General features: G+C 63.5%; 17 protein-coding genes. 7 read left to right on the top strand and 10 right to left on the bottom strand.

The window, feature by feature from the left end; translation table 11 throughout:
* Positions 1–30 precede the first annotated feature (30 nt).
* Entirely contained in the window at positions 31–732 is a 702-nt protein-coding gene (locus AC0L3H_RS09835; RefSeq protein WP_473585319.1) for a spermidine synthase, read from the top strand.
* Between the two features lie 32 nt (positions 733–764).
* Here AC0L3H_RS09835 and AC0L3H_RS09840 read toward each other — a convergent pair whose 3' ends face one another.
* The 4 genes from AC0L3H_RS09840 to AC0L3H_RS09855 all read right to left on the bottom strand — a co-directional run bounded on the left by AC0L3H_RS09840 (position 765) and on the right by AC0L3H_RS09855 (position 5,472).
* Positions 765–1,796: an esterase-like activity of phytase family protein gene (locus tag AC0L3H_RS09840; RefSeq protein ID WP_473585320.1), complete on the bottom strand. Its 1,032-nt coding sequence runs from the start codon at positions 1,794–1,796 to the stop codon at positions 765–767.
* Positions 1,793–3,691 carry a cobaltochelatase subunit CobT gene (gene cobT / locus AC0L3H_RS09845; RefSeq protein ID WP_473585321.1) on the bottom strand — a complete coding sequence of 633 codons (1,899 nt, stop codon included), beginning with the start codon at positions 3,689–3,691 and terminating at the stop codon, positions 1,793–1,795. The genes AC0L3H_RS09840 and cobT overlap by 4 nt, the downstream gene beginning before the upstream one ends.
* Positions 3,692–3,738: 47 nt before the next feature.
* Positions 3,739–4,725, bottom strand: a complete 987-nt coding sequence (gene cobS, locus AC0L3H_RS09850) for a cobaltochelatase subunit CobS (RefSeq protein WP_091593508.1) — start codon at positions 4,723–4,725, stop codon at positions 3,739–3,741.
* Positions 4,726–4,842: 117 nt separating this feature from the next.
* Positions 4,843–5,472: a J domain-containing protein gene (locus AC0L3H_RS09855; protein WP_473585322.1), complete on the bottom strand. Its 630-nt coding sequence runs from the start codon at positions 5,470–5,472 to the stop codon at positions 4,843–4,845.
* 191 nt (positions 5,473–5,663) lie between these two features.
* On the opposite strand from AC0L3H_RS09855, the gene AC0L3H_RS09860 reads away from it, so the two are divergent.
* Complete coding sequence (locus AC0L3H_RS09860) at positions 5,664–5,966, top strand: BolA family protein (RefSeq protein ID WP_473585323.1); 303 nt, start codon at positions 5,664–5,666, stop codon at positions 5,964–5,966.
* A 129-nt stretch (positions 5,967–6,095) separates the two neighbouring features.
* Here AC0L3H_RS09860 and AC0L3H_RS09865 read toward each other — a convergent pair whose 3' ends face one another.
* From AC0L3H_RS09865 to AC0L3H_RS09880, 4 genes are all read right to left on the bottom strand, one after another.
* A complete protein-coding gene (locus AC0L3H_RS09865; protein WP_473585324.1) occupies positions 6,096–6,899 on the bottom strand; it encodes an alpha/beta hydrolase in 804 nt (267 codons plus the stop codon).
* An 85-nt stretch (positions 6,900–6,984) separates the two neighbouring features.
* Positions 6,985–7,878 (bottom strand): HlyC/CorC family transporter, encoded by an 894-nt coding sequence (locus AC0L3H_RS09870; protein WP_473585325.1) that lies wholly within the window; start codon positions 7,876–7,878, stop codon positions 6,985–6,987.
* Positions 7,875–9,059 (bottom strand): 3-dehydroquinate synthase, encoded by a 1,185-nt coding sequence (aroB, locus tag AC0L3H_RS09875; RefSeq protein WP_473585326.1) that lies wholly within the window; start codon positions 9,057–9,059, stop codon positions 7,875–7,877. Before aroB ends, AC0L3H_RS09870 begins: the two co-directional genes overlap by 4 nt.
* Positions 9,056–9,661: a shikimate kinase gene (locus AC0L3H_RS09880; RefSeq protein WP_287121984.1), complete on the bottom strand. Its 606-nt coding sequence runs from the start codon at positions 9,659–9,661 to the stop codon at positions 9,056–9,058. Before AC0L3H_RS09880 ends, aroB begins: the two co-directional genes overlap by 4 nt.
* A 274-nt stretch (positions 9,662–9,935) precedes the next feature.
* Between AC0L3H_RS09880 and AC0L3H_RS09885 the strand changes: the two genes are divergently transcribed.
* The 5 genes from AC0L3H_RS09885 (at position 9,936) to AC0L3H_RS09905 (ending at position 13,969) form a co-directional block, all read left to right on the top strand.
* Positions 9,936–10,088: a histidine kinase gene (locus tag AC0L3H_RS09885; protein ID WP_091593135.1), complete on the top strand. Its 153-nt coding sequence runs from the start codon at positions 9,936–9,938 to the stop codon at positions 10,086–10,088.
* A gap of 5 nt (positions 10,089–10,093) precedes the next feature.
* A complete protein-coding gene (locus tag AC0L3H_RS09890; protein WP_287121986.1) occupies positions 10,094–11,011 on the top strand; it encodes a site-specific tyrosine recombinase XerD in 918 nt (305 codons plus the stop codon).
* A gap of 99 nt (positions 11,012–11,110) precedes the next feature.
* The gene (locus tag AC0L3H_RS09895; protein WP_473585327.1) at positions 11,111–12,061 is read left to right on the top strand and encodes an acetyl-CoA carboxylase carboxyltransferase subunit alpha; all 951 of its coding nucleotides are present in this window, start codon (positions 11,111–11,113) and stop codon (positions 12,059–12,061) included.
* 292 nt (positions 12,062–12,353) lie between these two features.
* The gene (locus AC0L3H_RS09900) at positions 12,354–13,682 is read left to right on the top strand and encodes a L,D-transpeptidase family protein (protein ID WP_128168754.1); all 1,329 of its coding nucleotides are present in this window, start codon (positions 12,354–12,356) and stop codon (positions 13,680–13,682) included.
* A 5-nt stretch (positions 13,683–13,687) separates the two neighbouring features.
* Positions 13,688–13,969 carry a sulfurtransferase TusA family protein gene (locus AC0L3H_RS09905; RefSeq protein WP_287071805.1) on the top strand — a complete coding sequence of 94 codons (282 nt, stop codon included), beginning with the start codon at positions 13,688–13,690 and terminating at the stop codon, positions 13,967–13,969.
* A 220-nt stretch (positions 13,970–14,189) separates the two neighbouring features.
* Here the strand turns inward: AC0L3H_RS09905 and AC0L3H_RS09910 are convergent, their stop codons facing one another.
* Both AC0L3H_RS09910 and AC0L3H_RS09915 read right to left on the bottom strand, forming a co-directional pair.
* A complete protein-coding gene (locus AC0L3H_RS09910; protein WP_473585328.1) occupies positions 14,190–15,302 on the bottom strand; it encodes a CobW family GTP-binding protein in 1,113 nt (370 codons plus the stop codon).
* A gap of 4 nt (positions 15,303–15,306) precedes the next feature.
* Positions 15,307–16,473, bottom strand: coding sequence for a D-alanyl-D-alanine carboxypeptidase family protein (locus tag AC0L3H_RS09915; protein WP_473512106.1), 1,167 nt, complete (start codon positions 16,471–16,473; stop codon positions 15,307–15,309).
* Between the last annotated feature and the right edge of the window lie 15 nt (positions 16,474–16,488).

Raw genomic sequence — 16,488 nt, forward strand, 5'->3', positions numbered from 1 at the left:
AGAAAAGATCATGCCCACAGGTTCTCGAGCATGATCCCGTGGGTCCAACTCGATACCGCGAAGACGCCTGATGGCGACCATGAGCTGCGCCTGAAACAACGCGGCGCCGAATTCTCGATCATGCTCGGCTCGAACGAGCTGATGAACAGCCGCCTCAGCGGTTCTGAGGAAGCGCTGGCGAGGCTGTCCTGCCAAAGGATTGCCGGCCGCAGGCAGCCGAAAATCCTGATCGGCGGGCTGGGCATGGGTTTCACGCTGCGCGCCGCGATTGCCGAGCTTGGCGCCGATGCCGGCATCGTTGTCGCCGAGTTGGTGCCCGCCGTGGTGGCGTGGGCGCGCGGCCCGATGGCCTCGCTGTTCGGCGGCTGTCTCGACGATCCGCGCGTGACCATTCGCGAGGCGGATGTCGGGCAGATCATACGATCGGAAGCCTCGGCCTGGGATGCCATCCTGCTCGACGTCGACAATGGGCCGGAAGGGATCGTCCACAGGGCCAACGATGCCCTTTACAGTGTAGCCGGGCTGATCAGCGCGAGAGCAGCGCTCAAGCCCGGCGGCGTGCTGGCGGTCTGGTCGCAGGGACCCGACAGCGGCTTTACCCGCCGGCTCAAGCAGGCGGGCTTCGCGGTCGAGGAGGCCAAGGTGCGAGCCAATGGCAAGCGCGGCGCACGCCAAATCATCTGGATCGCGACCAACGGACCCCGGCCTGCCGCAACCGGCGCCAAGCTGTAGCTTGTTATCGGCCGTCCTTTGCCGACCGCCTCTCAATCCTCGTGCAGCACAAATTCCAGATACAGATTACGCTGTAGCATCGAGTGGTTGTCGTCCGAGACCAGCGACACCATCAGCGCGCCGTCGTCGCGGGTCCAGACGTCGAGCCCTTCCATATTGTCGATCTGGTAGCCCATGTCAGCTTCCATCAGCACCGGCCCGTCGGCAACCGCGCCCTTCTCGACGCTGTCGCCATAGATGCGCCGCAGCCGCATCTTGACGCCACCGGCCATCGAAAAGCTGCGCTCCAAAAGCAAGAGGTCGCCGTCCGGCAGGAAGGCGCCGTCGGCAATGTCGAAATTGCCGTTGCGCTTGACGGTGAAGACGCCCTTGTGCGGCCCTTCGATAGCGGCCGCATAGATGTTGCCTGCCTTGTCGAGGCTCTTTTCCGAGACCACGACCAGCCCGCCTTGGTGCTGGCCGTCAGGATTGGCGTGTGTGACGGTCTCAAAGCCGCGATTGCGGCGAAGCTCCCAGACTGGAATCAGGAAGTCGAGCTGCCTGAACGGCGGCTTCATGTCGCCCGGTTCGATCTTGAACTGTGCAATGCGGTGTTCGCGCTCGAAGCCGACTGTGGCAATGCCGTCCTTGAGCGCAAGGCCTTCGGCGTCGACCTCCCATTTCTCGGCGATCAGCTGGCCTGCCTCGTCGGCCATCTGCTGCATACGGAAATTCTGGATGCCGGATGGGCGCTTGTCGGCATCATGGGTGACGGTGCCGAAGAACCAGAAACCGGTGTCGGCGACGCCGATGAAATCACTGCCGGGCTTGCGGAAACGAAACGCCGACAGCGCGCCGAAATCGCGTGACGGCGAGGTCATTTCCAGCCCGCCGACGAATTCGAGCGGGCCGAACCGCTTTTCGTCACCGCCGATATGAAACCGGTCTATCAGCCGTGCCGAGATTTCGATCGGCTCGACCGCAACGGTGCCGGCAGCGATGGGAGGCGACAAGGCGATGCCGGCAACGAACAGGGCTGTGGCGGCGAAAAGCGTCTGCCGAAAGCCGCCCCGCGAAAAAATCATCCGGTGCGCCGCATGCCGCCGCGTCGCGTGTCGCGCATGCTTTCCTCGCCAAACAGCGAGGCCAGTTGCTCGGTCATGGCGCCGGCCAGTTCCTCGGCATCGACGATGGTCACGGCGCGGCGATAGTAACGGGTAACGTCGTGGCCGATGCCGATGGCCAAGAGCTCGACCGGCGAGCGCGTCTCGATCAGTTCGATGACGGCGCGAAGATGCCGCTCGAGATAGTTGCCCGGATTGACCGACAGCGTCGAATCGTCGACCGGCGCGCCGTCCGAGATCATCATCAGGATCTTGCGCTGCTCCGGCCGCGCGATCAGGCGGTTGTGGGCCCACAGCAGCGCCTCGCCGTCGATATTTTCCTTGAGCAGGCCCTCGCGCATCATCAGGCCGAGATTGCGCCGCGCCCGCCGCCACGGATGGTCGGCGGATTTGTAGATGATGTGGCGCAGATCGTTGAGCCGCCCAGGATTGGGCGGCTTGCCTTCCTTCAGCCATTTCTCGCGCGCCTGCCCGCCCTTCCAGGCGCGGGTGGTGAAGCCGAGGATCTCGACCGAGACGCCGCAGCGTTCCAGCGTGCGCGCCAGAATGTCGGCGCAGGTGGCGGCGACGGTGATCGGCCGGCCGCGCATCGAGCCCGAATTGTCGAGCACCAGCGTCACCACCGTGTCGCGGAATTTGGTGTCGCGCTCCTGCTTGAAGGACAGCGGCTGCATCGGGTCGATGACGACGCGCACCAGCCGCGCCGGGTCGAGATAACCCTCTTCGAGATCGAAATCCCAGGACCGGTTCTGCTGCGCCATCAGGCGGCGCTGCAGCCGGTTGGCCAGCCGGCCAACGACGCCGGACAGGTTGGCAAGCTGCTTGTCGAGGAAGGCGCGCAGCCGATCCAGCTCTTCCTCTTCGCACAGATCCTCCGCACCCACCGTCTCGTCGAAGGCGGTGGTGAAGACCTTGTAGTCGATCTCCTTCGACAGATTGGTGAAGGGATTGTCGTTGCGGCGCGCCTCGCCGGGCGTCTCGGCATCGGCGTCGTCGTCGTCGGACAGGTCGTCGGCAGTGGCATCGGATGCCTCCGTCTCGGCCGATTGCTCGTCGTCGGACGACGCCTCGGTATCGTCGGACTGCGACTGCTCGGAGCCGGAATCGTCTTCGCCGCCCTTCTCGCTCTGGTCCTCGCCTTGCGGCTGGTTTTCATCGTTGTCTTCGGAGTCTTCGGTCTCCTGGTCGTCACCGAGTTCCTCGGCCATTTCCATGGAAGCCAGCATCTCGCGCACGACACGGGCGAAGGCCTGCTGGTCGTCGAGCTTTGCCGACAGTCCGTCGAGATCGGCACTTGCCTTCTCCTCGACCCAAGGGCGCCAGAGGTCGACCAGCCGCTCGCCGCTCTTCGGCACGGCGCGGCCGGTCAGCTTTTCGCGCACCATCAGGGCCAGCGCTTCCTCGATCGGCGCATCGGCCTTGTCCTTGACATCGATGAGGTTGGCCCTGGCGTATTTGTCCTCGAGCATCGAGCCGATATTGTCGGCCACACCCTGCATGGCGCGGGAGCCGATCGCCTCGACGCGGGCCTGCTCGACCGCATCGTAGATGGCGCGGGCCTGTTTGCCCTCCGGCGCCAGCCTGGTGTGGATGCGCGTGTCGTGGCAGGCGCGCTTCAGCGCCATGGAATCGCCGAGCCCGCGGGTGATGGCGATGTCGGCCTTCGAGGCTTTCTTCGGCAGTTCAGGCAGCCGGGCGCGGCTGCCGGCGAGCGCCGGCCGATCCTTGGCGAAACCGACTTCGAGCTCCTTGTCGCCGGCAATCGCGCGCATGCAGACGGTGACGGCGCGCTTGAAGCTGTCGGCTTCAGACCCCGTCTTCGACTTGTTGCGCGTGTTGTCGCCTGGACCCGCCATCGATCATTCCTTGGAGCATGACCCCGAAAATCGGAATCGAGCCATGCTTACCCCAGAACCACGTTGGCGGCGCTCTCCGGCAAATCCTGGCCGAAGGCGCGCTGGTAGAACTCGGCCACGAGCGAGCGTTCCAGCTCGTCGCACTTGTTGAGGAAGGTCAGCCTGAACGCCATGCCGATATCGCCGAAGATCTCGGCATTCTCGGCCCAGGTGATGACCGTGCGCGGGCTCATGACGGTCGAAAGGTCGCCATTGATAAAGGCCGAACGCGTCATGTCGGCGACACGCACCATCTTGTTGACGATCTCCTTGCCCTTGGCATCGCGATAGTGCTTGGCCTTGGCCAGCACGATGTTCACCTCATTGTCGTGCGGCAGATAGTTCAGCGTGGTGACGATCGACCAGCGGTCCATCTGCGCCTGATTGATCTGCTGGGTGCCGTGATAGAGGCCGGTGGTATCGCCGAGACCGACGGTGTTGGCGGTCGAGAACAGCCGGAACGCCGGATGCGGGCGGATGACCCGGCTCTGGTCGAGCAGCGTCAGCCGACCGGACGATTCCAGCACGCGCTGGATGACGAACATCACGTCCGGACGGCCGGCATCGTACTCGTCGAAGCACAGCGCGACATTGTGCTGGTAGGCCCAGGGCAGGATGCCGTCGCGGAATTCGGTGATCTGCAGCCCTTCCTTGACGACGATGGCGTCCTTGCCGACGAGATCGATGCGGCTGACATGACTGTCGAGATTGACACGCACCATAGGCCAGTTGAGGCGGGCGGCGACCTGCTCGATATGCGTCGACTTGCCGGTGCCGTGATAGCCCGACACCATGACGCGGCGGTTGTAGGCAAAGCCGGCGAGGATCGCCATCGTCGTGTTCTTGTCGAACAGATAGTCGGGATCGATGTCGGGCACATGCTCGCTCGTCACGGAATAGGCCGGCACCACCATTTTGGACTCGAAGCCGAATTTCTCCTTCACCGGCACGGTGGTGTCGGGCAGGTTGGCGATGTCGCGATCGACCTTGTTCATCTTTATCAACGTCTCCACGGGCGAAGCGCCTGATTTCGCCGGCAATCGATTTTGTCCGGGGGCGGTCTTAGAGCCTTTTCCAACCTTATGAAAGTTGGAAAACGACACGGAGGTCGCTCAGCACAATCCTGCCTGCTTGAGCACGCGATAGGCCTGGAGCACATCGCGGAACCGGTCTTCCGAACCTCTGTCGCCGCCATTCGCATCCGGATGGTGGCGTTTCACCAGTTCCTTATAACGCGCCTTGATGTCCTTGCCAGTCGCCTTTGTATCAAGGCCAAGCGTTTCCAGCGCCTTGGCCTCAAGCGGCTTGGCCTTGCGCACACGCGCCTCGCGCGGATCTTTTGGACCTTTGAACAGGTCAAACGGATCGCGCATGCGGTTGTAGTAGCCGGCGCGGCCGGAACGCTGCTGCGCGAAATCGGGCGAGGAGCGCGTCGAGGCGCCGTTGACGCCCATCTTCCATGTCGGCCGGTGGCCGGTCATCGCTTCCTTCTGGAAGCGGGCGATCTCGGTATCGGGGACACCGGAGAAATAATTGAAGCCCTTGTTGTACTCGCGCACATGATCGAAGCAGAACTGAAAATACTCGCCCTCCTTCATGCGCCCGACCGGCGCGCGATGGGTGCCGGCCTCCTTGCAACCGTCCCACTGGCAGATCGGCGAACGAGACTTCAGCTCCGCATCCTTCTCCGGGCGGATGCGGATTTTCTCGAAATATTTGGGGTACGGTTTCATCTCACCCATTTATGGGCTGTTCGCCGGTGCGAAACAAGAATTGACATTTTCGCGATGATCGCCCTAACCGCTGAATCGCGGCATAAAGCGGGCGATCGGCGAATTTTGTCGCGACGGCGGCGCCGCGCGTCCTTTCGGACGCGCAATCGGCACCGATTCGGGGGTCATGCGCCAGCCATATGTGGTGAAGGGAAGTACGAATGTCCATACAGTCGACGATGGAAGGCAAGTTGAAGAAGGCGTTTTTGCCGGAGCGGCTGGTCATCATCAACGAAAGCCATCTCCATGCCGGCCATCACCATCAGGACTCCGATCATCACGGCACCTATGACGGCACCGGTGAGACGCATTTCCGCGTCCGCATCGTCTCCTCAGCCTTTGCCGGCATGAGTCGCATCGAGCGCCACCGCGCGGTCAACGCATTGCTGGCCGGCGAATTGAAGGCTGGTGTCCATGCGCTGGCGATCGAGCCGGCCGCGCCGGACGAAAAGACCAGGTGGTAGGCCTCAGAGCAATTCCAGGAAAAGTGTGAAACGGTTTTCCCGGGAAAAGCGCATAGCGCTTTCCCTAGGGAATTGCGCAAAAACAAAGAGATAGAGCGGTTCGGCGTTTCCGTGAAACGATGAACCGCTCTATCCGAGCGCTGCCTTCAGGAAAATCATCACCGCACGGGTCAAGGCGTCGCCTTCGTCGCCGAAATCGCGATTGATCGACATGTGCGAATAGGCGCTGCCATCGAACAGTGTCACCTCCGTTCCAGTCGCCCGCAGGCGCTCGGCGAAGGCCCGCGAGGCTGCCGCACGACCCGCTGCGCGCGAATAGGCGATGAAGGTCGCCGGATGTTTGCGGCTCCCGACATGGGTGGCCGGCGACAGCGTTCGCCACTGCGCCGGGTCGGGAAAGGCCTTTGCATAGGCCCGTGTCATGCCGCCGCTCCTCGCAAGCGCCTCCAGGTTATAAGCCCTGGTATCGTTCAGAACCAGCGCCGCGACGCCGGGCAGACCGCCGCGCAGCCCGGTCAGTGCGGCGAGATGGCTGCCGGCCGAATGGCCCATCACCGCAATCCGGTTCGGATCGCCGCCGTATCCGGCGATGTTGGCGCGCACGTAGCGATAGGCCTGCTCGACATCGTTGGCCTGGGTGGCGACATCAGCCTCAGGCAGCATCCGGTAGTCGATCGAGACGAAGCAGAAGCCATTGTCGAGCAGGAAGTCCGGCTTGACGTCGACGTTGGTGCGATTGCCGGCTCGCCAGGCACCGCCATGGATGAAAACGATCACAGGCAGGGAGCTGGCGCCGGCGCGCGCGTAGATATCGAGCTTGGCCGGACCGTAGTCGATAGTTTGCGGAGAGGGCGAAAGCCGACGCGACGCCGCCGAAGCGCTGGCCGTCAACAAAGCCATCGACATCAAAAGCAGGGTTCGCCGATCGATCACCGTCACCTCCAGACAGCCCGGTCGAAAGTGCACGCCGGCGCGGCGAGCGTCCAGGATTGATTAGCCGCGAAAGAACCTATCAGAACTAAATCTCGCCGGCCGGCCTGATCCTCAGCCTTGCAATCCGGTTCTTGTCGCGCTTCATGACGACGAAGCGCTTGCCGTGAAAGGTGAAAGCCTGCTTCTCGTCCGGGATCAATTGCGTCTCGTGAATGACGAGACCGGCAATGGTGGTGGCTTCTTCGTCCGGCAGGTCCCAGTCGAGCGCCCGGTTCAGGTCGCGGATCGACACAGTGCCATCGACGACGACGGAGCCGTCGGCTTCCTGCTTGACGCCCTGCATGTCGATATCGTGCTCGTCGGCTATCTCGCCGACGATCTCCTCGATGATGTCCTCCAGCGTCACCAGCCCCTCGACCTCGCCATACTCGTCGACGACGATAGCGAAATGCGCCTTGCGCCGCAGGAAGGCGTTGAGCTGTTCCTGCAGCGTCGTGGTATCGGGCACGAACCACGGTTTTGAAGCGATCTTCATCACGTCGATCTTGGAAAAGTCGTTGCCGACATCGTTCAGCGCACGCAGCAGGTCCTTGGCGTGCAGCACGCCGACGATGTTGTCGAGCGAGCCCTTCCACAAAGGCATGCGGGTATGCGGGCTCTGCAGGATCTCGCGCACCACTGCCTCCGGCCCATTGTCGGCATTGACCGAGCGCATGTTGGTGCGGTGGACCATGACATCGGACACTTCGAGCTCGTCGAGATCGGACAGGCGGCCGATGCGGGCGCGACCCTCGCGCACCACCTGGCCGTCGCGTCGAAAATCGTCGACGGCGCTGCGCGATTCGTCATGGTTCGAATGCTGCGGCTCGATGCGCTGCAGTTCATAGCCGAATGCAGCGAGCAGGCGCGCGCGAAAGGCAAAGGCGAGGAGGCCGAGCCCGGCAAGGACAGCAGCGACAATCCAGCCGGCCTCGCTCATCCCGGTCGGCCTCTCGGCTGACCCGGTCGGCCTCTCGGCTGACCCGGTCGGCTGTTCTGCTGACCCGGATGGTTCTCCCTCAGAAACGACAGCACTTCCGACGCCGGCACGTCGTTGGCGATGAAGGCCTGGCCGATGCCGCGCGTCAGGATGAAGGTCAGCGCGCCGCGCGACACCTTCTTGTCCTGGGTGATGAAGGCAAGCAGCGCTTCGGCGTCAGGCAATTCACCCGGAATATCGGCCATGCGCCAGGGCAGGCCAACGGCGCGAAGATGCGCCTCGACGCGCGCCGCATCGTCGGGACTTGCCAGGTTGAGGCGTGATGAAAAGCGATAAGCCAGCGCCATGCCGATGGCGACGCCCTCGCCGTGGACGAGACGGGCGCTGTCATATTGGGTGGCGCCCTCGAGCGCGTGGCCGAACGTGTGGCCGAGATTGAGCAGCGCGCGGTCGCCGGTCTCGAATTCGTCGCGGCCGACGACATCGGCCTTGGCGCGGCAGGCCTCGGCGATGGCCTCGGCCCGCTGCGGGCCGCCGGCGAACACCTTGCCCCAGTTTTCCTCCAGCCAGGCGAAGAAGTCGGGGCGATCGATGAGCCCGTATTTGGCGAGTTCGGCATAACCCGCCCGGAATTCCCGTATCGGCAGCGTGTCGAGCACTTCGGTGTCGGCCAGCACCAGTTTCGGCTGATGGAAGACGCCGACGAGGTTCTTGCCACGTGCACTGTTGATGCCGGTCTTGCCGCCGACGGAAGAGTCGACCTGCGCCAGCAGCGAGGTCGGGATCTGCACGAAATTCATGCCGCGGCGCACGATGCCGGCGGCAAATCCGGCCAGATCGCCGATGACACCGCCACCGAGCGCGACGACGACATCGCCGCGTTCCAGTCTTGCGGCGAGCACGCCGTCCACCACCTCTTCGAGATGCGCGAAACTCTTGGTCTTTTCCCCCGCCGGCAGCGTGATGACGGCGGGCCGGATGCCTACCTTTTCAAGGCCGGCCCTCAACGTCTCGAGGTGGGCGGCGGCAACATTGACGTCGGTGACCACCGCGGCGCGCGTGCCGGGCAGGCGGCGCGAAATCTCGGTGCCGGCGCGCAACAGCAGGCCGGAGCCGATCAATATGTCATAGGCGCGATCGCCGAGCCCGACTTCGACGGTGACCGTCGCGTTGCTTTTCACGAGCGCACCTCGCCTGTCGCGGCTGCCACGCCGAAATACCCGCAAAGCGCGTTCACCACCTCGGCGGCGATGACCTCCTTGCGATCGTCGCGGGTCGGCACGGTAACATCGGCGGTGGCGTAGACCGGATAGCGCTCGGCCATCAACCGCTCGATCACGGCACGGGGATCGGCGCTTTTCAGGAGCGGCCGGTTCTGCTTCTTGGAAACGCGATCCATCAACAGGTCGATCTCGGCCTTCAGCCATACCGACACGCCATGGCCGGCAATGGCCTCCCGCGTCTGCGCGCTCATGAAGGCGCCGCCGCCCGTCGACAGCACCTGCGGGCCGTGTTCCAATATGCGCAGGATGACGCGCTGCTCCAGCGCCCGGAACTCGGGCTCGCCATAGCGTTCGAACAGTTCCGGGACGCTCATCCGCGACACGCTTTCGATCTCCTGATCACTGTCCATGAAAGGCAGTCCCAGCATCCCCGCCACCTTGCGGCCGATTGCCGTCTTGCCGGCGCCCATAAGGCCGACAAAGACAATGGAACGGCTGCCCAGCCGGCCGAGCAGCGCGGCATGGCTCTCATCGGGAGGATTGGCTGGCAACGCGTTCATGACACCATGATGTTTCTAAGCAGGTTCCGCAAATCTATCCCAGGTTTTGCGACAGAACCTGCGACAAGCCAAAGAATCCAGGCAGGCATTTTCGGGCTAGCCCACGAATGCCTGCTTAGATCCCTCTTTGCCGGCGTATCGACATCAAAAGCCTGATTGCGTCAAGCGTGGCGCCGCCGCACGTCGTCCGCGCTTCGCCCTTGAATTGGCCGGATTGGCGTCTCATAAGGGCACTGGGTTTGGAACCGCAGAACAACAAGACGGGCGAAAATTGATGCCGACACTGTTCCGCTTTGTCGTGACGCTCACGATTCTGGCCGGCATTGTCTATGGCGCGATGTTCGCTCTGGCGATGTTCGTCGAGCCGAGAAAGGCCGAAATGAGCGTGCGCATCCCTCCCGAAAAGCTCATTCCCAAGAAAAACTGAGAGACATGAACAGCGCGGCCCGCATCGAAGCCTTTCTGGAAATGATGAGCGCCGAGCGCGGCGCTGCCGAAAACACGCTTTCCAGCTATCGCCGCGACCTTGAAGATGCGTCAGCCGAGATCGACGGCGGGCTCGCTGGTGCCGCCGCCACCGATATCCGCAACTATCTCGACGATATAGCCGCACGCGGTTTTGCCGCCACCTCGCAGGCACGCAAGCTGTCGGCGATGCGCCAGTTCTTCAAGTTCCTCTACGCCGAAGGTCTGCGCGGCGACGACCCGACCGGCACCCTGGACAGTCCGAAGAAGGGCCGGCCGCTGCCGAAGACGATGAGCGAGGCCGACACCGGCCGGCTGATCGACCGAGCGGCGCAGGAGGCAGCTGACGCCTCGCTGAACGATGGCGACGGCCTGGCGGCGCTGCGCCTGCATGCGCTGGTCGAGGTGCTCTACGCCACCGGCCTGCGGGTTTCCGAACTGGTCGGCCTGCCGGTGACGGTGGCGTTGCGCGACGATCGTTTCTTCATGGTGCGCGGCAAGGGTGACAAGGAACGCATGGTGCCGCTATCGGCAAAGGCGCGCATCGCCATGCGGGCCTGGCTCGCTGCCCGGGCAACGGTGCCGGCTTTGGCGGATAGCCCGTTCCTGTTTCCGGCGGCAAGCGACAGCGGCTATCTCTCCAGGCAGGTCTTCGCCCGCGACCTGAAGGGCCTTGCAGCGCGGGCCGGCATCGCCTCGGCGAAAATATCGCCGCATGTGCTGCGCCATGCTTTTGCCAGCCATCTCCTGCAGAACGGCGCCGATCTCAGGGCGGTGCAGCAGTTGCTTGGCCATGCCGATATTTCAACGACGCAGATTTACACGCATGTTCTGGAGGAGCGGCTGGTGCGGCTGGTCAACGATCATCATCCGCTTGCCGACTAGGCGTCATATCGCTATGTGAGGACGACGTTCCACCGCCCGGAGCCTCTATTTCCCAGGTTCCGCCAGTCATTGCCTCCCGGCTTATCGGTCCGCTCAAGAATGTACAATTACCTCGATTTCGAAAAGCCGGTCGCCGATCTTGAAGGCAAGATCCTCGAGCTGAAGAAGCTCGCCGAGAATGGCGAGGCGGTCGATGTCGGCGATGAGATCAGCCGGCTTGAGAAACGCGTGCGCGACGCTTTGCGCGACACTTATAAGGCGCTGACCCCGTGGCAGAAGGTGCAGGTGGCGCGCCATCCGGACAGGCCGCATTGCGCCGACTACATCAAGGGGCTGTTCAACGATTTCACGCCGCTTGCCGGCGACCGCAATTTCGGCGAGGACCAGGCGATCGTCGGCGGCTTCGCCCGCTTCCGCGGCGAGCCGGTGGCGATCATCGGCCAGGAAAAGGGCTCGGACACGGCCAGCCGGCTGAGGCACAATTTCGGCTCGGTGCGGCCGGAGGGCTATCGCAAGGCGGTGCGGCTGATGGAACTCGCCGACCGCTTCAATATCCCGTTGCTGACGCTGGTCGATACGGCCGGCGCCTATCCGGGCGTCAATGCCGAGGAGCGCGGCCAGGCCGAAGCAATCGCCCGCTCGACCTCGGCCTGTCTTCGCCTGAAGGTGCCGTCGATCTCGGTGGTCATCGGCGAAGGCGGCTCGGGCGGTGCCATCGCGATCGCCACCGCCAACCGCGTCTACATGCTCGAGCACGCCATCTATTCGGTGATCTCGCCGGAGGGCGCCGCCTCGATCCTGTGGCGCGACACCACCCGCTCGAAGGATGCGGCGACCAACATGAAGATCACCGCTCAGGATCTGCTGGAGCTCAAGATCATCGACGCCATCGTTCCCGAACCGCTCGGCGGCGCCCATCGTGGCCCGGATACGGTGATTGCCGCCACCGGCGATCTCATCGCCAAAACGATGAAGGAATTCTCCGGCGCCAACACCGATTTTCGTGAGCAGCGCCGCGAGAAATATCTGGCTATGGGGCGAAACCTCTAGACTATGATCCCGAACCGAGGCTCAGCGCAGCAAAAAGTGGTACCGGTTTTCGCAAAAGGCGTGGTCGAACAAGAGGATTCAGGCCGGCCGATTTCAGTCGGACGGACCGCCGGACGGTTTCGACGCCGCAATGTGGCGAGATTAAGCACCTTCGCCACAAAAATGCCGCTGCGCTCGTTTCAATCGGATTGCCGTAAGGCCCGGCGCTGCGGTAAGGAATTTTCAAGGTTAACGGGCTTAGGGTTGGGCCTGTCGGCCCTGATGCCTGCGGTCCGAAAGAAAAGACATAGCCATGTTTGCCAAGCTTGCCCGCACCGCACTTGTGATCGCCGCGATAGGCGTCGCTGGCTGCAACGATTCTTCGATGAAGGATTTTGCCCCCCACGCCAACAAGCCGTTGCCCGAAAAAATCCTGGCCAGCATGAAGGCCAAGGGCATGACCCGCACCTCGCCGGTGATGGCCCGCATCTTCAAGGAAGAGGGCAAGCTCGAAATCTGGAAGGCCAAGACCAACGGTCGCTATGACTTGGTCGCCAGCTACGACATCTGCAAATGGTCGGGCAAGCTGGGCCCCAAATACACCGAAGGCGACCGCCAGGCGCCGGAGGGCTTCTATACGGTCCGTCCGGCGCAGATGAATCCGCGGTCGAGCTACCACCTTGCCTTCAACATCGGCTATCCCAACGTCTACGACCGCGCCAATGGCCGCACCGGTTCCCATCTGATGGTCCATGGCGCCTGCTCGTCGTCGGGCTGTTATTCGATGACCGACGCGCAAATCGAGCAGATCTACGCCTTCGGCCGCGACGCTTTCCAGGGCGGGCAGACCGAGTTCCAGATCCAGGCCTTTCCGTTCCGCATGACCGCCGCCAACATGGCGCGCTATCGCAAAGATCCGAACTACGAATTCTGGAAGATGCTGAAGGTCGGCTACGACAATTTCGAGATCACGAAAGTGCCGCCGAAGGTCGATGTCTGCGAGAAGCGCTATGTCTTCAACCAGGTCGCGCCTGACGGCGAGACCTTCGATCCGACCGGCGCCTGCCCCGCGACGACGCAGCCGGATTCGCTGAAGAGCGCCTTCAATGCCTACCAGAGCACCTACGAGGCGGCTTTCAGCGGCGCGGTCAAGGCCAGCGTGCCGGCGCCCAAGCCGACCATCGGCGGGATCAAGGAAGCCAGCATCGTTTCCGAGTGGTCGAAGAAACGCGCCCGTGGCGAACGCGTGCCGATCGATCCGCCTTCGTTCAACGCCGACGGCTCGGTGACCGAGACGGCGCGCATGGGCCGCATCGATTCGCCGGCGGGTCGCAAGATGGCCGCGCTCGACGCGGAGAAGGCCGCCAAGCAGAAGGCCGAGGAGCAAAGGCTTGCCGCTATAGAAGCGGCCAAGGCCGCGAAAGAGGCGGCCAGGGCTCAGGCTCTGGCCGAAAAGCAAACCGCCAGGATCAATTCGCTGGCCGAAGAGGAGGAGGCCAGGGCCGCTGCCGAAGCGCCTGTCGCTACCGCGACAATCGCGTCGTCCCCCGATGCCGCCCCGGCCGCAACGCAGGCGGCGAATGCCGGTGAAAGCAGGACGACAAGGCTGAAGAAGAAGCTGCTCGGCATGTTCGGCGGCTGAGCTTCATGCCTGAACACGGAGATGGGGGTCAGGAAGACAGGCCCTCAACCAGCCCCGCCCCCGCCCCTGTCTACGACCTCAAAGGCCTGAACTGCCCGTTGCCCGTGCTCAAGGCAAAAAAGCGGTTGGCCACAATGCGGCCGGGCAGCCGCCTGTGGCTCGAAACCACTGACCCCCTCGCCGTCATCGACATTCCCGCCTTCTGCACCGAGAGCGGCCATCGATTGATCGAAACGGCAGCAATATCCGGCGGCCATCGCTTTCTGGTCGAGCGCGGCGGCGGCTGAGAGCAATTTCGCTCTGTCTGCGCTGCTGCCCCTCATTGTCCTGCCGGACATTTCTCCCCGTAAACGGGGAGAAAGAAGCTGGCCGCAACCTTGGCGCTCTTTCTGCAATGTTGCTAATTGGCGAAAGCGTCGGTCAGAGCGCCCCCTCTCCCGTCACTATACGGGGAGAGGATGCCGGCAGGCAGGTGAGGGGCAGCGCTATGTCTGCAAGACGAGAAGCCTACCGCCCGGCGATGGCCAGCGGGTTGTTTTCCAGCGCTGCGCGGTCCGGTGAATCGATCGACGGCCGGTTGGTGAAGGCGGCAAACAGCCGGCGGACGTAATCTTCCGGCATGTCGAGCGTGATCAGCACCAGCCTTGTGCCGCGTTGGCCGTCCGGCCAGGACGGCAGCCGCGCCGGCGGATGCAGGATCTTCTGGACGCCGTGGACGACCAGTGGCCGCGACGGGTCTTCCAGCAATTCGATGACGCCCTTCATGCGCAACAGGCGCTCGCCATGTGCTGATCGCAACAGGTCGAGGAACATCTCGATCGCCGAAAACGGCACAGGCCCGTCATGAACGAGCGAGTAGGAGCGCACGCGGGAATCGTGCCGATGGTCATGATCGTGGTCATGATCGCCGTGGTCACCATGGTGGTGGTGGTGGTGATCATGGGCGGCTTCCTCGCCCAGCCAGCGCCGCACGTCGGCGGACTTGGTGGCTGGGTTATAGAGGCCGCAATCGAACAGCGCCGCTGCATCGGTCCTTCTGTCACCCGCATCGAGCAGCTCGGCACCCGGATTGATCTGCCGCAGCCGCGCCCGCAAGGCCTCGACGTCGCGCGGATCGGTGGCCAGATCGGCTTTCGTCAGCACGATGCGGTCGGCGACCGCCGCCTGCTTCACTGCCTCGACATGGGCGTCGAGCGTCGCATCTCCGTTGACCGCGTCGACCAGCGTGATGACGCCGTCGAGCCGGAAGGCCTCGACCAGCGCCGGATGGGCCATGATCGACTGCAGCACCGGCGCCGGATCTGCGAGGCCGGTGGTTTCGATGACGACGCGGGCAAGCCGGGCGATGCGGCCGGTCTGCAGCCGGTCGACGAGATCGGCCAGCGTGTCGACCAGTTCGCCGCGCACCGTGCAGCAGAGACAGCCGTCGGAAAGCTGGATGATGCCGTCGGAGGCCTGTTCGACCAGGAGATGGTCGATCGCCACCTCGCCGAACTCGTTGATGATGACCGCGGTGTCGGCGAGCGCGGGATCCCTGAGCAGCCGGTTGAGCAGCGTCGTTTTGCCGGCGCCGAGAAAACCGGTCAGCACCGAAACGGCGATGGGAAAGCCGCTGCTCATCAGCCTAGTTCACTGCCTTGGCGGGCTCCTGGGCCGCAGTAGCGGAACCGATCACTGCCGGCTCCGCGCCGGGCGGCGGCGGCAGGTCGGGCCGCCAGCTCGGCAGCGGCACGTCGGCATATTCCTGGCCCGATGCATCGAGCATGGCTTTCGGTATCGGCCCGGTGGCGCCGCCAAGGCCGACTGCGACCAATGCCGGCGCGTGATCGAGTTTTTTTCGATAGGGAGATTTTGGCGCATTCTTATCGCCGACGGGGGCGGCAGCTTCCGACTGCTCCTTAGCCGGCTTCTTCCTGCAAATCTCGTCGTTCATGTCGTTGACCGATGTGGTGTCGCCATAGGAAGGCAGCGCCGCCACCGTCAGCCAGCCCGGTGTCGGCGTGGCAAAGCCTTGGTCGAGCAGCCTGGCGACGGTCTCGGCGCGGGTGATGGCCGACTTCTCGCCAAGCACCACCGCCACCAGCGTGCGCCCGTCGCGTGTTGCCGAGCCGATCATGTTGAAGCCCGACGGACAGACGAAGCCGGTCTTCATGCCGTCGGCGCCGGGATAGCGGCCGATCAGAAGATTGTAATTCGAGATCTTCTTCTTGCCGACGGCCAGGCCCTCGATCGAGAACCATGGGGCATATTGTGGAAATTCCGTGCGGATCGCCATCACCAGCAAGCCGAGATCGCGCGCTGTCGTATACTGGTCCGGCGAAAACAGCCCGTTCGGGTTGACGAAATGCGTTCCGGTCATGCCGAGCCGGCGCGCCTCGGCGTTCATGCGTTCGGCGAAAGCGATCTGCGAACCGCCGATGTTCTCGCCGACGGCCATGGCGACGTCGTTGGCCGATTTGACCAGTATCATCTTCAGCGCGTTATCGAGCCGCATGACCGAGCCGGGCTTGAAGCCCATCTTGCTCGGCGGCTCGCTGGCGGAACGCTTCGTCACCTTGATCGGCGAATCGACCTGGACCTCGCCGGCGGCAATCGCACGAAACGCCACATAGGCGGTCATCAGCTTGGTCAGCGAGGCAGGATACCAGCGCTTGAATGCCTCCTGGTGCTGGAGGATCTTGCCATTCTCCAGGTCGAACACGATCGTCGGATTGGCGAGAGCCGGGCCGGCCAGCGCCGCAAGCGCCACGGCGCCCGCGAGCAACAATTTGAGGAAACGCCTGTACCGCATGGTGGAATCCGAAAT

The organism is Mesorhizobium sp. WSM4816, assembly GCF_055811535.1.

Bases quoted from the DNA above. Each gene is read 5' to 3' on its own strand.
- AC0L3H_RS09835 (WP_473585319.1), top strand. From the start codon at position 31: ATGATCCCGTGGGTCCAACTCGATACCGCGAAGACGCCTGATGGCGAC.
- AC0L3H_RS09840 (WP_473585320.1), bottom strand. From the start codon at position 1,796: ATGATTTTTTCGCGGGGCGGCTTTCGGCAGACGCTTTTCGCCGCCACA.
- cobT (WP_473585321.1), bottom strand. From the start codon at position 3,691: ATGGCGGGTCCAGGCGACAACACGCGCAACAAGTCGAAGACGGGGTCT.
- cobS (WP_091593508.1), bottom strand. From the start codon at position 4,725: ATGAACAAGGTCGATCGCGACATCGCCAACCTGCCCGACACCACCGTG.
- AC0L3H_RS09855 (WP_473585322.1), bottom strand. From the start codon at position 5,472: ATGGGTGAGATGAAACCGTACCCCAAATATTTCGAGAAAATCCGCATC.
- AC0L3H_RS09860 (WP_473585323.1), top strand. From the start codon at position 5,664: ATGTCCATACAGTCGACGATGGAAGGCAAGTTGAAGAAGGCGTTTTTG.
- AC0L3H_RS09870 (WP_473585325.1), bottom strand. From the start codon at position 7,878: ATGAGCGAGGCCGGCTGGATTGTCGCTGCTGTCCTTGCCGGGCTCGGC.
- AC0L3H_RS09880 (WP_287121984.1), bottom strand. From the start codon at position 9,661: ATGAACGCGTTGCCAGCCAATCCTCCCGATGAGAGCCATGCCGCGCTG.
- AC0L3H_RS09885 (WP_091593135.1), top strand. From the start codon at position 9,936: ATGCCGACACTGTTCCGCTTTGTCGTGACGCTCACGATTCTGGCCGGC.
- AC0L3H_RS09890 (WP_287121986.1), top strand. From the start codon at position 10,094: ATGAACAGCGCGGCCCGCATCGAAGCCTTTCTGGAAATGATGAGCGCC.
- AC0L3H_RS09895 (WP_473585327.1), top strand. From the start codon at position 11,111: ATGTACAATTACCTCGATTTCGAAAAGCCGGTCGCCGATCTTGAAGGC.
- AC0L3H_RS09900 (WP_128168754.1), top strand. From the start codon at position 12,354: ATGTTTGCCAAGCTTGCCCGCACCGCACTTGTGATCGCCGCGATAGGC.
- AC0L3H_RS09905 (WP_287071805.1), top strand. From the start codon at position 13,688: ATGCCTGAACACGGAGATGGGGGTCAGGAAGACAGGCCCTCAACCAGC.
- AC0L3H_RS09910 (WP_473585328.1), bottom strand. From the start codon at position 15,302: ATGAGCAGCGGCTTTCCCATCGCCGTTTCGGTGCTGACCGGTTTTCTC.
- AC0L3H_RS09915 (WP_473512106.1), bottom strand. From the start codon at position 16,473: ATGCGGTACAGGCGTTTCCTCAAATTGTTGCTCGCGGGCGCCGTGGCG.